The organism is Burkholderia latens, from assembly GCF_902499045.1.
Lineage (GTDB): Bacteria > Pseudomonadota > Gammaproteobacteria > Burkholderiales > Burkholderiaceae > Burkholderia > Burkholderia latens.
Window position 1 is genome coordinate 1 of sequence record NZ_CABVPL010000017.1, and the last position, 17,482, is coordinate 17,482.

The 17,482-nt window shown below is 67.8% G+C and carries 16 protein-coding genes; 2 read left to right on the forward strand and 14 right to left on the reverse strand.

Translation table 11 applies throughout. From position 1 onward, the window contains the following. From BSE24067_RS14065 to BSE24067_RS14105, 9 genes are all read right to left on the reverse strand, one after another. Positions 1–468 (reverse strand): Hpt domain-containing protein (locus BSE24067_RS14065; RefSeq protein ID WP_174904783.1); only part of this gene is annotated, 468 nt, incomplete at its 3' end. Further along, on the reverse strand, positions 465–1,169 hold the full coding sequence (locus BSE24067_RS14070) for a chemotaxis protein CheW (protein WP_151068773.1): 705 nt from the start codon (positions 1,167–1,169) through the stop codon (positions 465–467). The genes BSE24067_RS14070 and BSE24067_RS14065, both read right to left, overlap by 4 nt. 45 nt (positions 1,170–1,214) lie before the next feature. Continuing rightward, positions 1,215–2,705, reverse strand: coding sequence for a CheR family methyltransferase (locus tag BSE24067_RS14075; RefSeq protein ID WP_174904784.1), 1,491 nt, complete (start codon positions 2,703–2,705; stop codon positions 1,215–1,217). Beyond that, complete coding sequence (locus BSE24067_RS14080) at positions 2,702–3,214, reverse strand: chemotaxis protein CheW (protein WP_151067911.1); 513 nt, start codon at positions 3,212–3,214, stop codon at positions 2,702–2,704. Before BSE24067_RS14080 ends, BSE24067_RS14075 begins: the two co-directional genes overlap by 4 nt. After that, positions 3,211–4,890: a methyl-accepting chemotaxis protein gene (locus BSE24067_RS14085; RefSeq protein ID WP_151067913.1), complete on the reverse strand. Its 1,680-nt coding sequence runs from the start codon at positions 4,888–4,890 to the stop codon at positions 3,211–3,213. The genes BSE24067_RS14080 and BSE24067_RS14085 overlap by 4 nt, the downstream gene beginning before the upstream one ends. Positions 4,891–5,015: 125 nt before the next feature. Beyond that, positions 5,016–6,149 (reverse strand): hybrid sensor histidine kinase/response regulator, encoded by a 1,134-nt coding sequence (locus BSE24067_RS14090; RefSeq protein WP_151067915.1) that lies wholly within the window; start codon positions 6,147–6,149, stop codon positions 5,016–5,018. A 506-nt stretch (positions 6,150–6,655) separates the two neighbouring features. Continuing rightward, positions 6,656–8,239 (reverse strand): Na+/H+ antiporter, encoded by a 1,584-nt coding sequence (locus tag BSE24067_RS14095; protein WP_151067917.1) that lies wholly within the window; start codon positions 8,237–8,239, stop codon positions 6,656–6,658. Between the two features lie 283 nt (positions 8,240–8,522). After that, positions 8,523–9,956, reverse strand: a complete 1,434-nt coding sequence (locus tag BSE24067_RS14100) for an aldehyde dehydrogenase family protein (protein ID WP_151067919.1) — start codon at positions 9,954–9,956, stop codon at positions 8,523–8,525. 28 nt (positions 9,957–9,984) lie between these two features. Then, a complete protein-coding gene (locus BSE24067_RS14105; protein ID WP_151067921.1) occupies positions 9,985–11,625 on the reverse strand; it encodes an acetolactate synthase large subunit in 1,641 nt (546 codons plus the stop codon). Positions 11,626–12,023: 398 nt separating this feature from the next. Between BSE24067_RS14105 and BSE24067_RS14110 the strand changes: the two genes are divergently transcribed. Together BSE24067_RS14110 and BSE24067_RS14115 are read left to right on the forward strand one after the other, a co-directional pair. Then, the gene (locus BSE24067_RS14110) at positions 12,024–12,341 is read left to right on the forward strand and encodes a type II toxin-antitoxin system RelE/ParE family toxin (RefSeq protein WP_151067923.1); all 318 of its coding nucleotides are present in this window, start codon (positions 12,024–12,026) and stop codon (positions 12,339–12,341) included. Between the two features lie 3 nt (positions 12,342–12,344). Continuing rightward, entirely contained in the window at positions 12,345–12,644 is a 300-nt protein-coding gene (locus BSE24067_RS14115) for an addiction module antidote protein (protein WP_151067925.1), read from the forward strand. 46 nt (positions 12,645–12,690) lie between these two features. Here BSE24067_RS14115 and BSE24067_RS14120 read toward each other — a convergent pair whose 3' ends face one another. The 5 genes from BSE24067_RS14120 to andAc all read right to left on the reverse strand — a co-directional run bounded on the left by BSE24067_RS14120 (position 12,691) and on the right by andAc (position 17,482). Beyond that, positions 12,691–13,977, reverse strand: a complete 1,287-nt coding sequence (locus BSE24067_RS14120) for a DUF445 domain-containing protein (RefSeq protein ID WP_151067927.1) — start codon at positions 13,975–13,977, stop codon at positions 12,691–12,693. A gap of 167 nt (positions 13,978–14,144) precedes the next feature. Beyond that, positions 14,145–15,365 (reverse strand): anthranilate 1,2-dioxygenase system ferredoxin--NAD(+) reductase, encoded by a 1,221-nt coding sequence (gene andAa, locus BSE24067_RS14125; protein ID WP_151067929.1) that lies wholly within the window; start codon positions 15,363–15,365, stop codon positions 14,145–14,147. Next, entirely contained in the window at positions 15,355–15,681 is a 327-nt protein-coding gene (gene andAb, locus BSE24067_RS14130; protein WP_151067931.1) for an anthranilate 1,2-dioxygenase ferredoxin subunit AndAb, read from the reverse strand. Before andAb ends, andAa begins: the two co-directional genes overlap by 11 nt. 26 nt (positions 15,682–15,707) lie before the next feature. Next, complete coding sequence (andAd, locus tag BSE24067_RS14135; protein ID WP_151067933.1) at positions 15,708–16,193, reverse strand: anthranilate 1,2-dioxygenase small subunit AndAd; 486 nt, start codon at positions 16,191–16,193, stop codon at positions 15,708–15,710. Positions 16,194–16,210: 17 nt separating this feature from the next. Beyond that, complete coding sequence (gene andAc / locus BSE24067_RS14140) at positions 16,211–17,482, reverse strand: anthranilate 1,2-dioxygenase large subunit AndAc (protein ID WP_151067935.1); 1,272 nt, start codon at positions 17,480–17,482, stop codon at positions 16,211–16,213.

The window sequence follows — 17,482 nt, forward strand, 5'->3', positions numbered from 1 at the left end:
GCCGTCGTGCTCGCGAAACGGCACGGCGGACGGCGGCGCCGGCGGCGGCGCGAAGGCCGGCGCCGGCATCGCGCGTGAGCCGTCGGCGCCGGTCAGCGCCAGCGCGAACGCATCGATCTCGACGGCCGACACCGGCTGCGCCTGCGGATCGGCGACGCGCACCAGCAGGTCGACGCCGGCGAGCAGCACGTCGACGTGCGTGGCCGTCAGCACGATCGTGCCGGCCTGCGCGGCGACGAAGCATTCTTCCATCCGGCCCGCGATGTCGACGCCGAGCGGCACGCCGACGATCCGCGCGGCGCCCTTCAACGAATGCGCGGCGCGCATGCAGGCCTCGAGCGCGGCGGCGTCCGGCTCGCCCGCTTCGAGCGCGAGCAGGCGCTCGGACAACGCCTGGGTCTGCGTGCGCGTTTCCTCGCGATACAGCTCGAGCAACGACAGGTGGCTCAGATCGTCGTCGCCGCTCATCGCATGCTCCGTGTGACGGCGTCGAACAGCCGATCGTCGTCGAGCAGGCCCACCGACTTGCCGCGCCACGACAGCACGCCGCGCGACAGCCCGGCGCTCGCGCGCCCGACCGTCGCCGGCACGGGCACCCACTCGGACGCGCCGAAGCGCAGCACGCCCTCGACTTCGTCGACCGGAAACACCACCGGCTCGCCGTGGTGCGCGGCGACGAGCAGCCGCGTGAAACGGCCATCGGCGCCGCGTTCTCCGCTCCTGCCCGCGTCGAGGCCGAGCAGCGCGCCGATCGAGATCGCGATGCGCAGCGTGCCGCGAATGTTGACCACGCCGCGCACGGCCGAATGACGGCGATACGGCAGCGAATGGATTGGGCGCGTGCCGGCGATCTCGCGCAGCACGCCGATCGGCAGCGCGAGCCATTCGTCGGCGACGCGAAACGCGAGCGCGGCGTGGCGCGTATCGTCGTCGGCGTGTGCGCGCGGCGCGTCGGCCGCGCTGATCCGCTGCGTGGCGTCGGCCATCTCGGCCGCGCCGAGCGGACGCTCGAGCAGCTTCGCCGCGTGATACGCGTAGACCGGGCAGTTCAGGCAGCGCAGGCAGTCGGCCAGCCGCTCGCACGAGCGGTCGCCCCGCGTGCCGATCCGGTTCCAGCAGTCGTCGACGCCGATCGTCGTGACGTCAGCGGCCACGGCGTCGCGGTTCATTGTTTCGTCGGTCATCCCGATGTCGGCTCCCAACCCGTCTTCTCATCATCCGGCCGAGCGCCGTGCGCGCTCGAGCAGCCATTGCGCGCCGGCGCCGTCGCCGACGACGTCCAGCAACGTCGCGAGATGCGTCAGCGCTTCGTGATGCGTCGGCCGCAGATACAACGCCTTCCGGTAGAAATCGCCCGCTTCGGCGGCGCGTCCGCGCGCGTCCGCGATCAGCCCGTTCAGGTAGAACGCGTCCGCGTGCGGCCCGGCATGCGCGGAGAACCGTGCGAGCACGCGCTCGGCCTCGTCGAACGCGCCCGCGTTCGCCAGCGCCTGCGCTTCCTCGAGCGTCGGCGCGGTGCTGTCGGCGAGCGGAGCGGCGGGCGCGTCGGCTGCATGCACGACATTCGCGACGTTCGCCGCGTTGATCGCATTGGCCGCGTTGATCGCGTTGATCGCGTTGATCGCGTTGATCGCATCGCGCGGCGAGCCGCCACGGATGTCGGCCGGCGGCTCGAACGCCGTCGCGCGCTCGGCCGGCGCACGCGCGCCGAACACCGGCGCGGCGCCCGCCCATGCCGGCGGCACGTCAGCCCGCAACGGCCGTGTCGCGGCCGGCGGCGCGACCGCGAAGCGCTCCGCGCGCCGGTATGGCGCGGGCGCCGGCATCGGCGCCGCATGCCCGGCCGCATAACCGTCCGCCGTGCCGCCGTGCGCGCGATGGAACGCGAATGCGAGCGGCACGCGCGCCGAGCGCATTCCGTGCCGCATCGCGACGCCCGTTTCGGCCGGACCGACGAACAGCATGCCGTCATCGACGAGCCGGCTTTCCAGCGAACCGATCACGCGATCCTGCGCGTCGCGGTCGAAATAGATCAGCACGTTGCGGCAGAACACGAAGTCGTAGCGGATGCCCGTATCGGCACCCGGCTCGATCAGGTTCGCCTGACGAAACTGCACGCACGCACGTACGCGTTCGTCGAGCAGCCAGCCGTCCGCGACCGGCGTGAAGTAGCGGCTGCGAAACTCGGTCGCCGTGCCGCGGAATGCGTTGCGCCCGTAACAGCCGAGCCGCGCGTGCTCGATCGCGCGCGTGCTCAGGTCCATCGCGTCGATCGCGAAGCTGGCCGGATCGAGCCCGGCGTCGAGCAGCGCCATCGCCGCCGAATACGGCTCCTCGCCGGTCGAGCATGGCGCGCTCAGCACGCGAATCACGCGCCCGGGCGTGGCGGCGACGCGCTCGGCTGCAAGCCGCGCGAGCGTCGAGAATGCTTCGCGGTCGCGGAAGAACCACGTTTCCGGCACGACGAACAGCTCGATCAGCGCGCGCCGCTCGTCGGCCGACGCGTTGAGCTGCTGCCAGTACGCATCGAGCGCTTCCGGCGTGAGCGGCGCGCGCGCCGCCGACGGCAGCCGTTCGCCGTCGCCCTGCAGCGCGTGCACGCGTTCCGTCAGCGCGCGGAGCAGGAAATCGTTGCCGAGCGAATCGGGATCGATGCCGGTTTCGCGCAGCAGCCAGTCGCGAAATCGCGAATCGGACGCTTTCATGTGGACTCCCCCCGGTGGCCCGGCAGACCGTCGAGCAGATACGGGCGCGCGACGTCGCCGATCAGTTCGGACACCGACACCTGCTGCACGATCCCGTCGGGCGTGTGCGCGACGCGCCCGAGCCAGCGCGTGCGCGCGGTCGAGATGCCGCTCGCGCGGAACGCCGTGCGGTCGATCCGCAGCGTCTGCGTCGCGCGCTCGACGATCAGCCCGATCACACGCGCACGATCGAGCGGCTCGGCGCGGTAGCGCACCATCACCAGCCGCGTGGAACGCAGCGCATGCGCACGCCGTCCGAGCGCGAGCATCGGCACGTCGATCACGGGCACCGGCTGGCCGCCTCGCATCAGCAGCCCGGCGATCCATTCGGGCGCGCCGGGCACGGCCTTGGCGGCCGCGAGCGGCAGCACCGCGTCGATGTCGGCCGCGTCGAGCGCATAGCGCTCGCCGTCGAGGTCGAACATCAGGAACAGCGCGTGCGCGCCGCCGTGCGGCTCGGCGCGCATCATGCGTCGACCTTGAAGCGCGACACGCTGGTGCGCAGCTGGTTCGCGACGAGCGTCAGGTCGTCGATCGCCTGCGACGATTGCCGCAGCGATTCGGCCGTCTGCTGCGCGGCCTCCGACAGCTGCGACAGCGCCTGCGTGATCTGCTCGGCGCCGTTCGCCTGTGTCTGCATCCCTTCGTTGACCATCTGGAAGCGCGGCGCGAGCGTCTGCACCTCGGCGATGATCTGCGACAGCTGGCCGCCGACCTGCTGCACGTCCAGCATCCCGCGGCGTACTTCCTCGGAGAACTTGTCCATCCCCATCACGCCCGCCGACACGGCCGACTGGATCTCCTTCACCGTCTGCTCGATGTCGTAGGTCGCCACCGCCGTCTGGTCGGCCAGGCGGCGGATCTCCGTCGCGACGACCGCGAAGCCGCGGCCGTATTCGCCGGCCTTCTCGGCCTCGATCGCCGCGTTCAGCGACAGCAGGTTGGTCTGGTCGGCCACCTTGGTGATCGTCGCGACGACCTGGTTGATGTTCAGCGCCTTCTCGTTGAGGATCGCGAGCTTCGCGTTCACCGAGCCGGCCGCGTCCATCACGCTGCGCATCGTCTCGCCCATCCGCGTGAGGCCGCTCTGGCTCACGCCCGCGAGCGTCGCAGACTGTTCGGCCACGCCGGCCACCTCGTTCATCGTGCGCAGCAGGTCGCGCGACGTCGCGAAGATCTCGCGGGACGTCGCGCCGATCTCGGTCGTCGTCGCCGCGGTTTCGTTGGCGGTCGCCTGCTGCTCGCGCGACGTCGCCGCGATTTCGGCGACCGACGTCGTCACCTGCAGCGACGACTGCTGCGCACGCGCGACCAGCTCGGTCAGTTCGTCGGCCATCCGGTTGAAGCCCGTCTCCAGCGTGCCGAACTCGTCGCGGCGACGCAGGTCGAGACGGCGCGTCAGGTTGCCGGTGCGCATCACGTCGTGCACCTCGACGAGCCGCGCCATCGGCACGGTGATCGCGCGGAACAGCCCGTAGCCGAGCGCGAGCGCGGACAGCAGCACGACGCCGAGCGCGGCCGCGAGCACGATCTCGGTATCCTGCACCGACCCGCGGATCAGCTTCGCGGACTGGTCGGCGAACTTGCGGTTCTCCTGCACCAGCGTATTCGCGTTGCGCACGACCTCGGCCCACGCGGGTTGCACCTTCGCGTACGCGGCGACGGCTTCTTCGTGCGACAACCGGTGTTTTTCGAGCGCATCGTTCAACAGCGGCAGGTAGCGGTCGAACGATGCGCGGAACGTCGCGAAGCGCTGGCGGTCGTCGTCGCGGAACGTGGTGTTCTGGTAATCGACCGACAGCGACTCGACGTCCTTCACCGCATCGCCGATCTTCGCGAGATCGCGTTGCACGGCCTCGGGATCGCTTTCGACGAACGTCGCCTGCTGCAGCAGCGTGAAGGATTCGTTGACCGCCGCGCGCAACGACGCCGCGAGATAGACGCCGGGCAGCGAGTCGCGCTCGATGCTGACGGCTTCCGCGTTGATCGCGCGCAGACGCTCGTAGGACACGCCGGCGGTCACGAGCATCAGCACGAACAGCACGCCGAAGCTGAGCAGAATGCGGTTGCCGAGCGTCAGCCGGGCGGCGCCGCCGATCGTCGGATGCAGGCTTTCATTGGTCGCGCGAGGTGTCACGGTGGCCATGTTCGTTATGGGCTTTCTAAATTTCAGCGTTGAAAAAATCCGCGCCCGCCCGCGCGCCGCACGGCACGCCACGAGCACATCGGGGTCTCTCGGGCAGCGCGGCACCGGCAGGCCGCGCCACGGCATCACCGCTCCGCCTGCGCCGGCAACCGCAGCGCGACCATGAAGCCGCGCGCCGTATTGCGCATCAGGATCTGGCCGCGATGCCGCGCGGCCGTCGCGCGGACGAACGCGAGCCCGAGGCCGAAGCCGCTGCGCGCCGCGCCGTGCGCGGATTCGAGCCGCACGAACGACTCGGTCGCGGCCGTGCGCTGCTCGGGCGCGATGCCGGCGCCGGCGTCCTCGACACCGATCAGCCACGCGCCGCCGTCGCCGCTCAGCGTGCAGTGCACGTCCGTGCCGGCCGGCCCGTACTTCAGCGCGTTGTCGATCAGGTTCGCGACCGCGCGCGTGAGCATCATGCGATCGCCCATCGTCACGCATTCGGTGCCGGGCACGTGCGCGACGACGCGGCTGCCGAAGCCGGCCGCCTTCTCCCACAGCTGGTCGACGGCATCGAGCACGATCTCGTTCAGGCTGACGACCTCGTGCGCGCGACGCTCCGACTGCGCGCGGGTCAGATGGATGAAACCGTCGGCGAGCGCGAGCGCGCGCCGCGCATGGCCGGCAATGCGCTCCATGATCGCCGGCATGTCGCCGTGCTCGTTCCGGTAGACCTCGAGCAGCGCGAGGATCGACGTCTGCGGCGAGCGCATGTCGTGCGACAGGAAATCCAGCGCCTCGTCGCGCTGGCGCGACATCAGATATGAATTCGAGTGATAGCGGATGCGCGCGGTCAGTTCCATCGCATCGGGGAGCTTCACGAGATAGTCGTTCGCGCCGGCGATGAACGCCTCGCGCTTGACGATCGGCTCCTCCTTCGCCGACAGCACGATGATCGGCACGCGCGCGGTATCGGCGTCGGCGCGCCATGCGCGAACGAGATCGAGACCGTCGATGTCCGGCATCACGAGATCCTGCAGGATGACCGTCGGCTTCACGTCGCGCGCGACCGCCATCGCCCGGTGCGCATCGGTGCATACATGCAGGTCGATATCGTGCTCGCCGCGCAGCGCGCGGCGGATCACCTCGCCGACGAACGGCTGATCGTCGACGAGCAGAACCGACAGCCCCGATTCAAGACAATCCGGCGCATTTTCACCGCTCGATTCTTTCATAAATACCGTTTCAAACGCCAAATCTCCAATTGATTCTTTCATGGGAGTTGTTTATCCGACTTGGACGCCATCTTAATTTGGCGGTCGAGAAATCCGCCTGTGGTTGCCGATCTGGCCCGTCGGCATTGGCTCGCGGAGATCCGAACGCCGATTTTCCCCCGACGACGGTCGCATTACCTCCGCGCGCTTTCTCTAAATAAAGATAACCGGCTGATTCTAAATGAAATTAGAACACAGCATCTATCTCGTTACGGTTTAGTTTTGCCAAATATGGTGAAAGTCCGGGATTCAGATAAATCGGATCATTTCCCGACGCGAAAGACGATAACGTTTGCGAAGCCGGCGCCACGAGGCTTGCATGCGCTGCAAGGGTGGCGGGTGGGATCGTATCGGGGCCGGATTCCGGCAACGCGCAATCCGGCAAGATGGACGAGAAGCCGGGGCGCCGCGACCGGCTCGGCCGCAGCGCGAACGCGTCGACGTGCGGTTGAGCGCGGGCGCGGGGGTGGCGCGCGCCGTACCGCCCGCGCACCAGGCGCGTGACTGGCTTACCCGCGCGCGTGCTGCGCGGACACTTCCTGCAGGTCGAGATCGCGCTCGACCATGTGCAGCATCTCGTCGTGAATGCGGCCGGAACGATGCAGGCGCAACAATTCCGCGCGGCCGGCCTTGATCGCCGCGAGCACGACGTCGTAGTGCGCGACGCGGACCTCCGCCGGATACTCGGGCTCGTTCTTCGCGCGCTCGGTCAGCTCCGCGCGATACGTGTATTGCTCGAGCAGCCGCGGATGAATCACGTTGCCGCTGTCGTCGCGCACCAGCGGCTGAATCGCCGCAAGCTGCGCCGCCTCGATATAGGCCCACGTCTGCGGCTCGGTCAGGTGATGCGCGGCGCGCGCTTCGCTCGGCGGCACGCGCAGCAGCCGGATCAGCGGCCCGATGGTCGTGCCCTGCAGCAGCACGGTGACGAGGATCACCGCGAACGACGCGACCAGGATCACGTCGCGGCCTGGCATCGCCTCGGGCAGCGACAGCGCGATCGCCAGCGTCACGACGCCGCGCATGCCGGCCCAGCTCATGATCGTCGCGGCCTTCCAGTCGGGCGCGCCGCCGCGCCGCACGATCCCGCGCACCGGCCACTTCAGCGCCTCGATCGCATAGACCCACACGAAGCGCGACACGATCACGGCGGCGAGCACCGCAAGCACCGCCGGCATCATCGTGCCGAGCACCTGCTCGAAGCCGCCGAGCCGATGAATCGCGCCGCGCAGCGACAGCCCGATCAGCACGAACACCATCGCCTCGAGCAGGAACACGATGACTTGCCAGAATGCCGTGCCGCGCGTGCGCACGGCGGCCGAAAACACTTCGTGCTGGTGCCAGCCGATGATCATCCCGGCCGTGACCGTTGCGATCACGCCCGACACCTCGACCATTTCACCGGCGATGTACGCGATCCAGCCGGCGATCACCGCGACGGTGATCGTCAGATAGTCGTCGTCGAGCTGCTTCAGGAACCACACGACGAGCTTGCCGACCAGGAAGCCGACCACGACACCGCCGAGCCCGAGTTCGGCGAAGCGCACGACCGCGTGCTCGAAGCTGAACGCGCCCGTCAGCGCGGCCGCGACCGCAAAGCGGAACAGCACCAGGCCGGCCGCGTCGTTCAACAGGCTCTCGCCTTCGAGCAGCACCATCAGCCGGCGCGGCAGCGCGACCCGTTCGAGCACCGCCTTCGCGGCCACCGCATCGGGCGGCGACACGATCGCGCCGAGCGCGAAGCACGCGGCCCACGGCAGCGACGGCGCGACCCAGTGCACCGCGAAGCCGACCGCGAACGTCGTGAACACGACCGCGCCGATCGCAAGCAACAGGATGCCGCCGACATTGCGCTTGAACTCCTCCCACACGGTGAAGTACGCCCCGTCCATCAGCAGCGGCGGCAGGAACACGAGCAGCACGAGTTCCGGATCGAGATTGACGGGCGGCAGGCCGGGAATGAACGCGATGCCGATGCCGCCGATCAGCAGCGCGGCCGCGGGCGGCAATCGCAACCGCTTGGCGATGCACTCGAGTGCGACGATCGCGAGGAATGACAGCAGAACCAGCTTGAATGCCGAGACGGGGGACATCGATCGACCTCGTGAAGAATGAATGCGCACGCCAGCAGGTGTCGTACCCCGGATGGCCGTGTCGCGCGATTACATCACGATGCGATGCCCGCAGTCGAGCGCGTTGGGGCGTTGGTGCATTGGGTGCGTTGGCACGGGCGACCTCATGCGCCGTCACGCGCACACGTGCGAACCCCCCGCCGCTCGCCCGCGTGCGTGCGCCGAAACGAAAACGGCACGCGGGCCGGCGCGATCGCTCGCCCGCGTGCCGTGCCGCTGCGGCACCGCGCCGCCCGCCGTCTCGCTAGCGGCGCCGCACGACCATCAGCCGCGGCTCGGTCATGTCCTCGATCGCGTAGCGGATCCCTTCGCGGCCGAGCCCGGAATCCTTCACGCCGCCGTACGGCATGTTGTCGACGCGGAACGACGGCACGTCGTTGATCACGACCCCGCCAACCTCGAGCTCGTCCCACGCGCGCTGCGCATGCGCGAGCGAATCGGTGAACACGCCGGCCTGCAACCCGAAGTCGCTGTCGTTCACGCGCGCAAGCGCATCGTCGAAGCGGTCGAACTTCTCGAGGATCGCGACGGGGCCGAACGCCTCCTTGCGGTACAGATCCTGATCGCGGCCGACGTTCTCCAGCAGCGTTGCCTCGAACATCGCGCCGTCGACCTTGCCGCCCGCGACGATCTTCGCGCCCGCCGCCACGGCCGCATCCATCCAGCCCGACAACCGGCGCGATTCGGATTCGGAGATCATCGGGCCGACGAACGTCGACGGATCCTTCGGATCGCCCATCTTCAGCGAACGCGTCTTCGCGATCAGCTTGTCGCGCAGCGCGTCGTACAGATCCGCATGCACGAGGATCCGCTGCACGCCGATGCAGCTCTGGCCCGACTGGTAGTACGCGCCGAACGCGAGACGATCGACCACGTAGTCGAGCTGGTCGCGCTGATCCGCGTCGACGATCGCCGCCGCGTTGCCGCCGAGCTCCAGCACCACCTTCTTCTTGCCGGCCTTCTCCTTCAGCGCCCAGCCGACGGCCGGCGAGCCCGTGAACGACAGCAGCCGGAAGCGCTCGTCCGTCGTGAACAGGTCGGCGCCGTCGCGATGCGCGGGCAGCACCGAGAACGCCCCCTTCGGCAGATCGGTTTCCGCGAGCACCTCGCCGATGATCAGCGCGCCGACCGGCGTGCGGCTCGCGGGCTTCAGCACGAACGGACAGCCGGCGGCCAGCGCGGGCGCGACCTTGTGCGCGGCGAGGTTCAGCGGAAAGTTGAACGGCGAGATGAACGAGCACGGGCCGATCGGCACGCGCCGCGTATAGCCGGTGTAGCCTTGCGCGCGTGCCGAGATCTCGAGGTTGAGCACTTCGCCGTCGATGCGCACCGCCTCTTCGGACGCGACGCGGAACGTATCGATCAGCCGCGTCACTTCGCCCTTCGAATCGTTGATCGGCTTGCCGGCCTCGATGCACAGCGCTTCGGCCAGCTCGTCGAAGCGCTCGCGAAAACGCGCGACGCAGTGGTCGAGCACCGCCTGCCGCTTGTAGGCCGGCAGTTCGCGCATCGGCTTCGTCGCGTCGACCGCCGCGCCGATGGCCGCATCGATCGCGTTCGCATCGGCGAGCGCGACGCGCGTCGCGACCTTGCCGCTGAACTTGTCGGTCACTTCCAGATCGGTGTTCGCGTAGACGGCCTCGTTGGCCAGGTAGTACGGATAGGTGTCCTTCAGCATGGAACGCTCCTTCCAGTGAACTGCGGATTCAGAGTTGCGCGGACAGGCGCTTGATTTCGCGGTTGAGCACGCGCTCGTTGTCCGAATAGTCGATCGGCACGTCGATCAAGTGCACGCCCGGCGTCGCGAAGCAGTCGCGCAGCAGCGGCTCGAGATCGTCGGCCGCGCCGATGCGATGCCCGTGCGCGCCGTAGCTTTGCGCATACGACACGAAATCGGGATTCTTCAGCGTCATCGCGAAATCGGGGAAGTTCATGTTTTCCTGCTTCCAGCGGATCATCCCGAACGCATCGTCGCGCAGGATCATCACGACGATGTCGAGCTTCAGCCGCACGGCCGTTTCGAGTTCCTGCGAATTCATCATGAAACCGCCGTCGCCGCACACGGCTATTACCTTGCGCTGCGGATGCACGATCTTCGTCGCGATCGCCGACGGCAGGCCTGCGCCCATCGACGCGAGCGCGTTGTCGAGCAGCAGCGAGTTCGGCTCGTGCGCACGCCAGTAGCGCGCGAACCAGATCTTGTACATCCCGTTGTCGAGGCAGACGATGCCATCGACCGGCAGCGCGTTGTACAGGTCGTTGACGATCCGCACCGGATACATCGGAAAGCGCGGATCGTGCTGGCCCTTCTGCAGATGCGCGTCGAAATGCTCCTTGATCATCGTGAAGCGCTCGAAATCCCAGTGCGGCTGCGGCGTCACCGCTTCCTTCATCTGCCACACCGCGTTCGCGATGTCGCCGACCACCTCGATCTGCGGGAAATAGACGGGATCGACCTGCGCGCCGAGGAAGTTCACGTGGATCACGGTCTTGTCGTCCGCGCGCATGAAGAACGGCGGCTTCTCGATCACGTCGTGGCCGACGTTGATGATGCAATCGGCATGCTCGATCGCGCGGTGCACGAAATCGCCGTCGGACAGCGTCGCGTTGCCGAGCCACAGCGGATGCGTTTCGTCGATCACGCCCTTGCCCATCTGCGTCGTGAAGAACGGGATGCCCGTCTTGTTAACGAATTCGAGCAGCATCTTGCAGGTCGTCTTGCGATTGCCGCCCGCGCCGATCATCAGCAGCGGATGACGCGCGGCCTGGATCGCGTCGATCGCGTGCGCGACCGCCTTCTCCTCGGCCACCGGCCGGCGGCTGTAGCTGCGCGGAATCGGCTTGCCGTCGCCCTCCTCGTGCGCGATGTCCTCCGGCAGTTCGAGGTGCGCGGCGCCCGGACGCTCCTCCTCCGCGCGGCGGAACGCCTCGCGCACGGCCGCCGGGATGTTGCCGATCGACACGATCTGCCGCGTGAACTTCGTGAGCGGCTGCATCATGTCGACGACGTCGACGATCTGGAAGTGGCCCTGCTTGCTCGACTTGATCGGCTTCTGGCCGGTGATCATCAGCATCGGCATGCCGCCGAGCTGCGCGTACGCGGCGGCGGTCACGAAGTTCGTCGCACCGGGCCCGAGCGTCGCGAGACACACGCCGGTACGGCCCGTCAGACGGCCGTAGGTGGCGGCCATGAACCCGGCCGCCTGCTCGTGCCGGGTCAGCACGAGCTTGATTTTCGATCGTCGCAGCGATTCGAGCAGATCGAGGTTTTCCTCGCCGGGAATGCCGAACACATACTCGACGCCTTCGGCTTCCAGCGCCTTCACGAACAGATCCGATGCTTTCATGGGTGGGGACTCTCGGTTGATGCCGCCTGCCCGGCTTACGGGCGCGCGACGTTCAGAACGCGCGCCGGCCTACGGCGCGCGGACGCTTTACCTACCGGATACAACCACTGCACTGCCCGCCGTGCGTCGCTCGGCGGCACGGCGGCGCCTCCCTGGGCGGGAGGACGAACGGATCCGCCCGCGCGCGGCAAACCAGGAAAGCATGCGCGGGCGGCAAGGACGTTTTTGATTGTAGACGGATTCGCGGCATTGCGACTTCGACCGGATGGCCAGGGCCGGCACCCCGCAGCATCGGCCTGACGGCCAATTCGGCCTCAAACCGCGCGCGCGGCCCTGCTGTAGCGGGAACCGAACGCTATTCAATCAATCTGTGAACCATGGTTTACATGCTGCGATCCATGCCCCACAGTGCGCCTGCGTACAGTATCCGGACCACCGACGCCTTCGACGCGTGGTTTGCCGGCCTCACCGCTCGCGTCGCGCGGCGGCGCATCCAGGCGCGCATCGACCGCCTGTCGATGCGCAGCCCGCGCGACTGGAAATCCGCCGGCTCGCCCGTCGTCGAAATGCGTATCGACCACGGCCCGAGCTATCGCGTCTACTACGCGAGGCGCGGAACCATATGGGTGATCCTGCTCTGCGGCGGCAACAAGTCGACGCAACAGGCGGACATCCGCGCCGCGCACGCGATGCTCGAGCGGCTCGACATGGAGTAAGCGATGGACAAGATCAAGACCCGGCCGCGGGATTCGGCCGAACACCTGAAAACCGACGACGACATGGCCGACTATTTCGAGGCCTGCCTGCAGGAAGCCGGCGACGACCCGGCCTTCATCGCGCATGCGCTCGGCGTGATCGCCCGCGCGCGCGGGATGTCGCAGGTCGCGCGCGACGCCGGCCTGTCGCGCGAAGGGCTGTACAAGGCGCTGTCGCACGACGGCAATCCGAGCTTCGGCACGATCCTGAAGGTGATCAAGGCACTCGGCCTGCAACTGCACGGCGCGAAAGCGCACGCGTGAATCGAGCGCGCGGCGGTCCGGCATCCGCGCGATGCGTGCAACCGCATCAATGCAGCCACGCGCCCGCCCAGCGCGGCACCAGCGACACCACGTACAGCCCGAGTCCGATCAGCCCGCCGACCAGCGTCCCGTTGATGCGGATGTACTGCAGGTCCTTGCCGATGTTCAGCTCGATCTGCCGCGACATCTCGCGCGCATCCCAGTTGCGCACCGTATCGCGGATGTGACGCATCAGGAAATCCGCGAAATCCGGCGCCATTTCGTGCACGGCCCGCTCGATGTGCTCGTTCAGCGACGCGCGCAGCGCCGGACTTTCCGCGAGCCGCGCGCCGAGCCAGCCGCCAAGCGTCGCGGCCTGCCGGTGCAGCGCCGAATCGGGGCGCGCGAGATCGGCCTTCAGCCATGCGCGCAACTGATCCCACAAGTCGCGCACATAGTCGTTGAACGCATCGCCATCGCGGATGTAGCGCTTGATCTCGTCGCCTTTCGCAATGAACACCGGGTCGTGCTTCAGCCGTTCGGTCAGCCGCACGACCGTGCGGTCGAAGCGCTGCCGCAGTTCGTGTTCGGGATCGGCCGCGACGCCCTTGAGCACGCGGCTCACCGCGCTCGCGAGCATCCGCGCGCCGTTCTCGCCGAACCACTGCGTCGGCATGATCTTCTCGACCTTCGGATATTGCGTCTTCAGCCATTCGACGATGAAGCCCGCGATCACCTCACGGTTTTCCTCCTTGTCGAGCACGTCGACCACCTGTTCGATCGCATCGTCGAGCAGCGCCTGATGGCGGCCGTCCTTCGTCAGCGTGTCGAGGACCGCGCCGGCCGATTGCGACAGGTCGATCCGGTCGATCACCGCGCGGAACGCGTCGTGGACGAACGACTGGATCCGCGCGTCGTCGGTCATGTCGAGCGCAAAGCTCATCAGCTTCGTCACGTAGCCGCCGAGCGCGTCGGTGTTCGCGGGCTCGCCGAGCCACGCGCCGAGCTTCTGCGCGGGATCGTGCTGGCGGATCTGCGCGGCGAGCGCGTCGGGACCGAGGAATTTCTCGCGCACGAACACCGCGAGATTGTCCGCGATCTTGTCCTTGTTCTTCGGGATGATTTCGGTGTGGCGCGACACGAACGGGATCGGCACGCGGCGAAACAGCGCGACGACCGCGAACCAGTCGGCGAGCGCGCCGACCATCGCGGCCTCGGCCACCGCCTTGAAGCCATCGACCCACGGGCCGCGCGGCAACAGGATCGTCGTCACGAATACCGCGACGGCGGCCAGCAGCAGCCAGAGCGCACGGCGCTTGCTGCGTTTCAGTTCGAGGGCTTTGTCTGGCGTCATGGGCGACCGGTGAAACGGCAATGCCGCTAATATGCACCGATCGCCGACCGACGACAAACCCGCATGCCAGGGCATGTCGTCCGCAGCGGGCGTCCGCCCGCGCGCCACTTGACGGACCAGGAAGCGATGCGCGAACGCAGCCATGCCGGCCGCGCTCGCGCATCGCGTCACAAAAACGTTTTCAGGTTCACCGCCGGATCGGCGAGCTTCGCCGGATCCGGCACGGCGCCTGCCGCGATCAGCCTGCGCGACGCGCCGATATCGCGCCCCAGGTTCGCGGCCGCCACCGCGACGATCCTCCCGTCGCCGCCGAGCCCGAACACCGTGAACGGTCCGTTCGCCGGATCGCCGCGCACGACGGTGGTCCGCTCGCCACCGAAAAGGCCGAGCATCTGCAGGTTGCAGTCATACTGATCGGACCACAGCCACGGCAGCTCGGCATACGTTTCGTCCGCGCCGAGCAGGTTCGCGGCCGCGACGGCCGGCTGGTTCTCCGCGACCTGCCACGACTCGATCCGCACGTGACGCCCGAGCAGCGGATTGAAATGCATCGTCACCTCGCCTGCCGCGAAGATCGCGCGATCGGCCGTGCGGCAGCCTGCATCGACACGGATGCCGTTGTCGACGTCGAGCGCGGCCGCGTGCGCGAGCTCGGCGTTCGGCACGACGCCGATGCCGACCACGACGACGTCGGCCCGCACGTCGCCGCGATCGGTCTCGACGATCGCGCCGCCCGCCGGCGCGCGGCGAATCGCACGCGGCAGCGTCGCCAGCTTGAAGACCACGCCGCGCGCGTCATGCAGTTGCCGCGCATACGCGCCGACGGCCTCCGGCAACGCACGCTGCAGCAGGCGCGGCGCCGGATCGATCACCGTCACGTCGCAGCCGAGCTGGCGCGCGGCCGCGGCCACTTCGAGGCCGATGAAGCCGCCGCCGAGCACCGCCACGCGGCGCCCCGGCGCGAGCTGCGCACGCAATGCGCGCGCATCGGCGACGGTCCGCACGTAATGCGCAACGACGCCTTCGTCGACCGGCCCGCCGAACGTGCGCACGCGCGATCCCGTCGCGAGCACGAGCTTCGCGTACGGCAGCGTCGCGCCGTCGTCGAGCCGCACCCGCTGCGCATCGCGCTCGATCGCGTCGACGCGCGTGCCGAGCCGCAGCTCGATGCGCTGCGCGTCGTACCATCCCGCGTCGCGGATGAACGCGCGCTGCTCGCCGCCGTCGCTCAGCAGCGCATCCTTCGACAGCACGGGGCGATCGTACGGCAACTCGCGTTCCGCGCCGATCATCACGATGCGCGCGGCGGCATCGCGCTCGCGCAGCGCCTCGGCCGTGCGCCGGGCCGCATGGCCGGCGCCGACGATCACGAACGGGTCAGTCGACATTCACTTCCACCTGCCCGTCGACGACACGGATCGGATAGACCCGCACCGGCTCGGTGATCGGCGCGCATTTCGGCGCGCCGGTGCGAATGTCGATCAGCCCCTGGTGCAGCGGACATTCGACGCAGCCGTCCTCCACATAGCCTTCCGACAGCCGCGCGTGACCATGCGAACACAGATCGTGCATCGCGAACAGTTCGTCGCCGATGCGGAATACCGCGATCGGCTTCTGGCCGGCGACGCGCGCCGCCGGTTCGTCTTCGGAGAATTCGTCGAATGCGCCCAGCGGATGCCATTGCGCGAGCGTTGCTTCAGTCATGTCGATTCCTTGCTTCGTCAGATCGGTCAGATCGGGGTCGCGAGCAGCGTCTGCACGCGCGACGTGTCGTAGATCACGCGCTTGGTCTTGTAGCGCAGCCCGTCGGGCGTGCGCACGACCGTGTCGTAATACTTGCCGGCCTGGTACACGTTCGATTCGCCGTTGCTGCGCGTCTGCACGACCACGTAGTTGCTCTCGGTGTCGATCTCGCCGTCGCGCTGCGCGACGATCGCCAGACCCGACGTCATGTGCCGGTACGTGTGCTCTTCATAGATGTTCGCGTGCCGCAGCGACACCACGCGATCGCGCAGCATCCGCTGGTTCGTGCAGTGGACGATCCCGACCGGCAGGCCGAGATCCGCGTTCTCCTTCGGCACGATCTCGTACGTGCAGTCCTCCGTGAACATCTCCGGCCAGTGCTCGAGCCGGTCGTTGTCGAGGTGGCCGATGTAGCGGTTCTGGAGCATGTAAATCTCGAACCACGTCTTCATGTCTTCCGTCAGGTTTTCCATCGTTGCGCGCTCCCGCTTCAATAGCCCATCAGCTTCTGATAACCGACCCAGAACTTGCGGATCAGGCTTTCGGTGATCACCGTGTCCTGCTGGTCCGGATTGCCGCGCGACATCTCGATCACCGACGTCGCGTCGGCGTCGCGCACGGTGCCGCGCTGCACCAGTTCGGTCGCCTCGGTGTCTTCCATCGAGATGTAGCCGGCCGGGCCGACCAAGTTGGCCTGCTTGATGCGCAGCGCGCGCAGCTCCGGCGTGTCGTCCGCGTAGCCGAAGAAGTGGAAGATCAGCTCGAAGTTGTCCGGCCCCTTCGGCAGGATCTGCCGCGCGACCAGCGTGTTGTGGATCTGCTGGATCACGAGCTGCGGGAAGATCGGCTGGATGTGGTTCGTGCAGTCCTCGTCGTATTCCGGCACGAGATCGAGGATCGATTCGTCCTCCAGATGGAAACCTTCGTCGAACGAGCGGATGTTCTGCTGCTTGTATGCGGCCGACGTGTCGTCGCCCGTCTTCGTCACCGTGATGATGCTGTGCAGCCCGTGGTTCGCATCCGGGATCGAGCGCGCCTTCATCCCGACGCGGAAGATGTTGAAGGTCGTATGGAACAGGTGCAGCATGCTCGCGTGATACGGATCCTTCACGTTCTCCATGTACAGCTTCCAGTTCGACTTCGAATACTGGCGCGTGCAGCCGAGATACTCGATCGGCTTGTGGAAGATCCGGTCGATCCACGGGCGCATCTGCTCGCCGAGATAATCGGGCAGCGGCGCGACTTCATCGCTGAAGGTCGCGAACACGAGCCCGCGATAGCTGTCGACGCGCAGCTTGCGCAGCCCGTGCTGCTTCGGGTCGAAGTCGGCCGGCATCCCGGTCATCCCCTTCTGGCCGCGCCGGAACGGCACGCCGAGCAGGTTGCCTTGGTTGTCGAAGCTCCATTGGTGGTACACGCACGTGTGCGAGCTCGCGTTGCCGCGCGACTTGCGGCACACCTGCGCGCCGCGATGCGCGCAGCGGTTCACCCACGCGGACAGCGCGCCGTCCTCCGTGCGCGTGACGACGACCGGCGTGTCGCCGACGAACGTGCTCTTGAAGTCGCCGGCGTTCGGAATCTCCGCCTCCAGCGCGACGAAGTTCCACGTCGGCCCGCGGAAGATGCGCTCCTGCTCGCGATCGTAGACGGCGCGCGAGCTGAACACCTTGTACGGCACGCGCGAACCGTCGTCGTGCGGAAAATGCACGCCGGATGCATCGTCGCGCGCGGCGAAGACGACGGGCGATTCTGTCTGCTCCAT

Bases quoted from the DNA above. Each gene is read 5' to 3' on its own strand.
- BSE24067_RS14070 (WP_151068773.1), bottom strand. From the start codon at position 1,169: ATGAACCGCGACGCCGTGGCCGCTGACGTCACGACGATCGGCGTCGAC.
- BSE24067_RS14075 (WP_174904784.1), bottom strand. From the start codon at position 2,705: ATGAAAGCGTCCGATTCGCGATTTCGCGACTGGCTGCTGCGCGAAACC.
- BSE24067_RS14080 (WP_151067911.1), bottom strand. From the start codon at position 3,214: ATGATGCGCGCCGAGCCGCACGGCGGCGCGCACGCGCTGTTCCTGATG.
- BSE24067_RS14085 (WP_151067913.1), bottom strand. From the start codon at position 4,890: ATGGCCACCGTGACACCTCGCGCGACCAATGAAAGCCTGCATCCGACG.
- BSE24067_RS14090 (WP_151067915.1), bottom strand. From the start codon at position 6,149: ATGAAAGAATCAATTGGAGATTTGGCGTTTGAAACGGTATTTATGAAA.
- BSE24067_RS14095 (WP_151067917.1), bottom strand. From the start codon at position 8,239: ATGTCCCCCGTCTCGGCATTCAAGCTGGTTCTGCTGTCATTCCTCGCG.
- BSE24067_RS14100 (WP_151067919.1), bottom strand. From the start codon at position 9,956: ATGCTGAAGGACACCTATCCGTACTACCTGGCCAACGAGGCCGTCTAC.
- BSE24067_RS14105 (WP_151067921.1), bottom strand. From the start codon at position 11,625: ATGAAAGCATCGGATCTGTTCGTGAAGGCGCTGGAAGCCGAAGGCGTC.
- BSE24067_RS14110 (WP_151067923.1), top strand. From the start codon at position 12,024: ATGCCCCACAGTGCGCCTGCGTACAGTATCCGGACCACCGACGCCTTC.
- BSE24067_RS14115 (WP_151067925.1), top strand. From the start codon at position 12,345: ATGGACAAGATCAAGACCCGGCCGCGGGATTCGGCCGAACACCTGAAA.
- BSE24067_RS14120 (WP_151067927.1), bottom strand. From the start codon at position 13,977: ATGACGCCAGACAAAGCCCTCGAACTGAAACGCAGCAAGCGCCGTGCG.
- andAa (WP_151067929.1), bottom strand. From the start codon at position 15,365: ATGTCGACTGACCCGTTCGTGATCGTCGGCGCCGGCCATGCGGCCCGG.
- andAb (WP_151067931.1), bottom strand. From the start codon at position 15,681: ATGACTGAAGCAACGCTCGCGCAATGGCATCCGCTGGGCGCATTCGAC.
- andAd (WP_151067933.1), bottom strand. From the start codon at position 16,193: ATGGAAAACCTGACGGAAGACATGAAGACGTGGTTCGAGATTTACATG.
- andAc (WP_151067935.1), bottom strand. From the start codon at position 17,482: ATGGAGCAGACAGAATCGCCCGTCGTCTTCGCCGCGCGCGACGATGCA.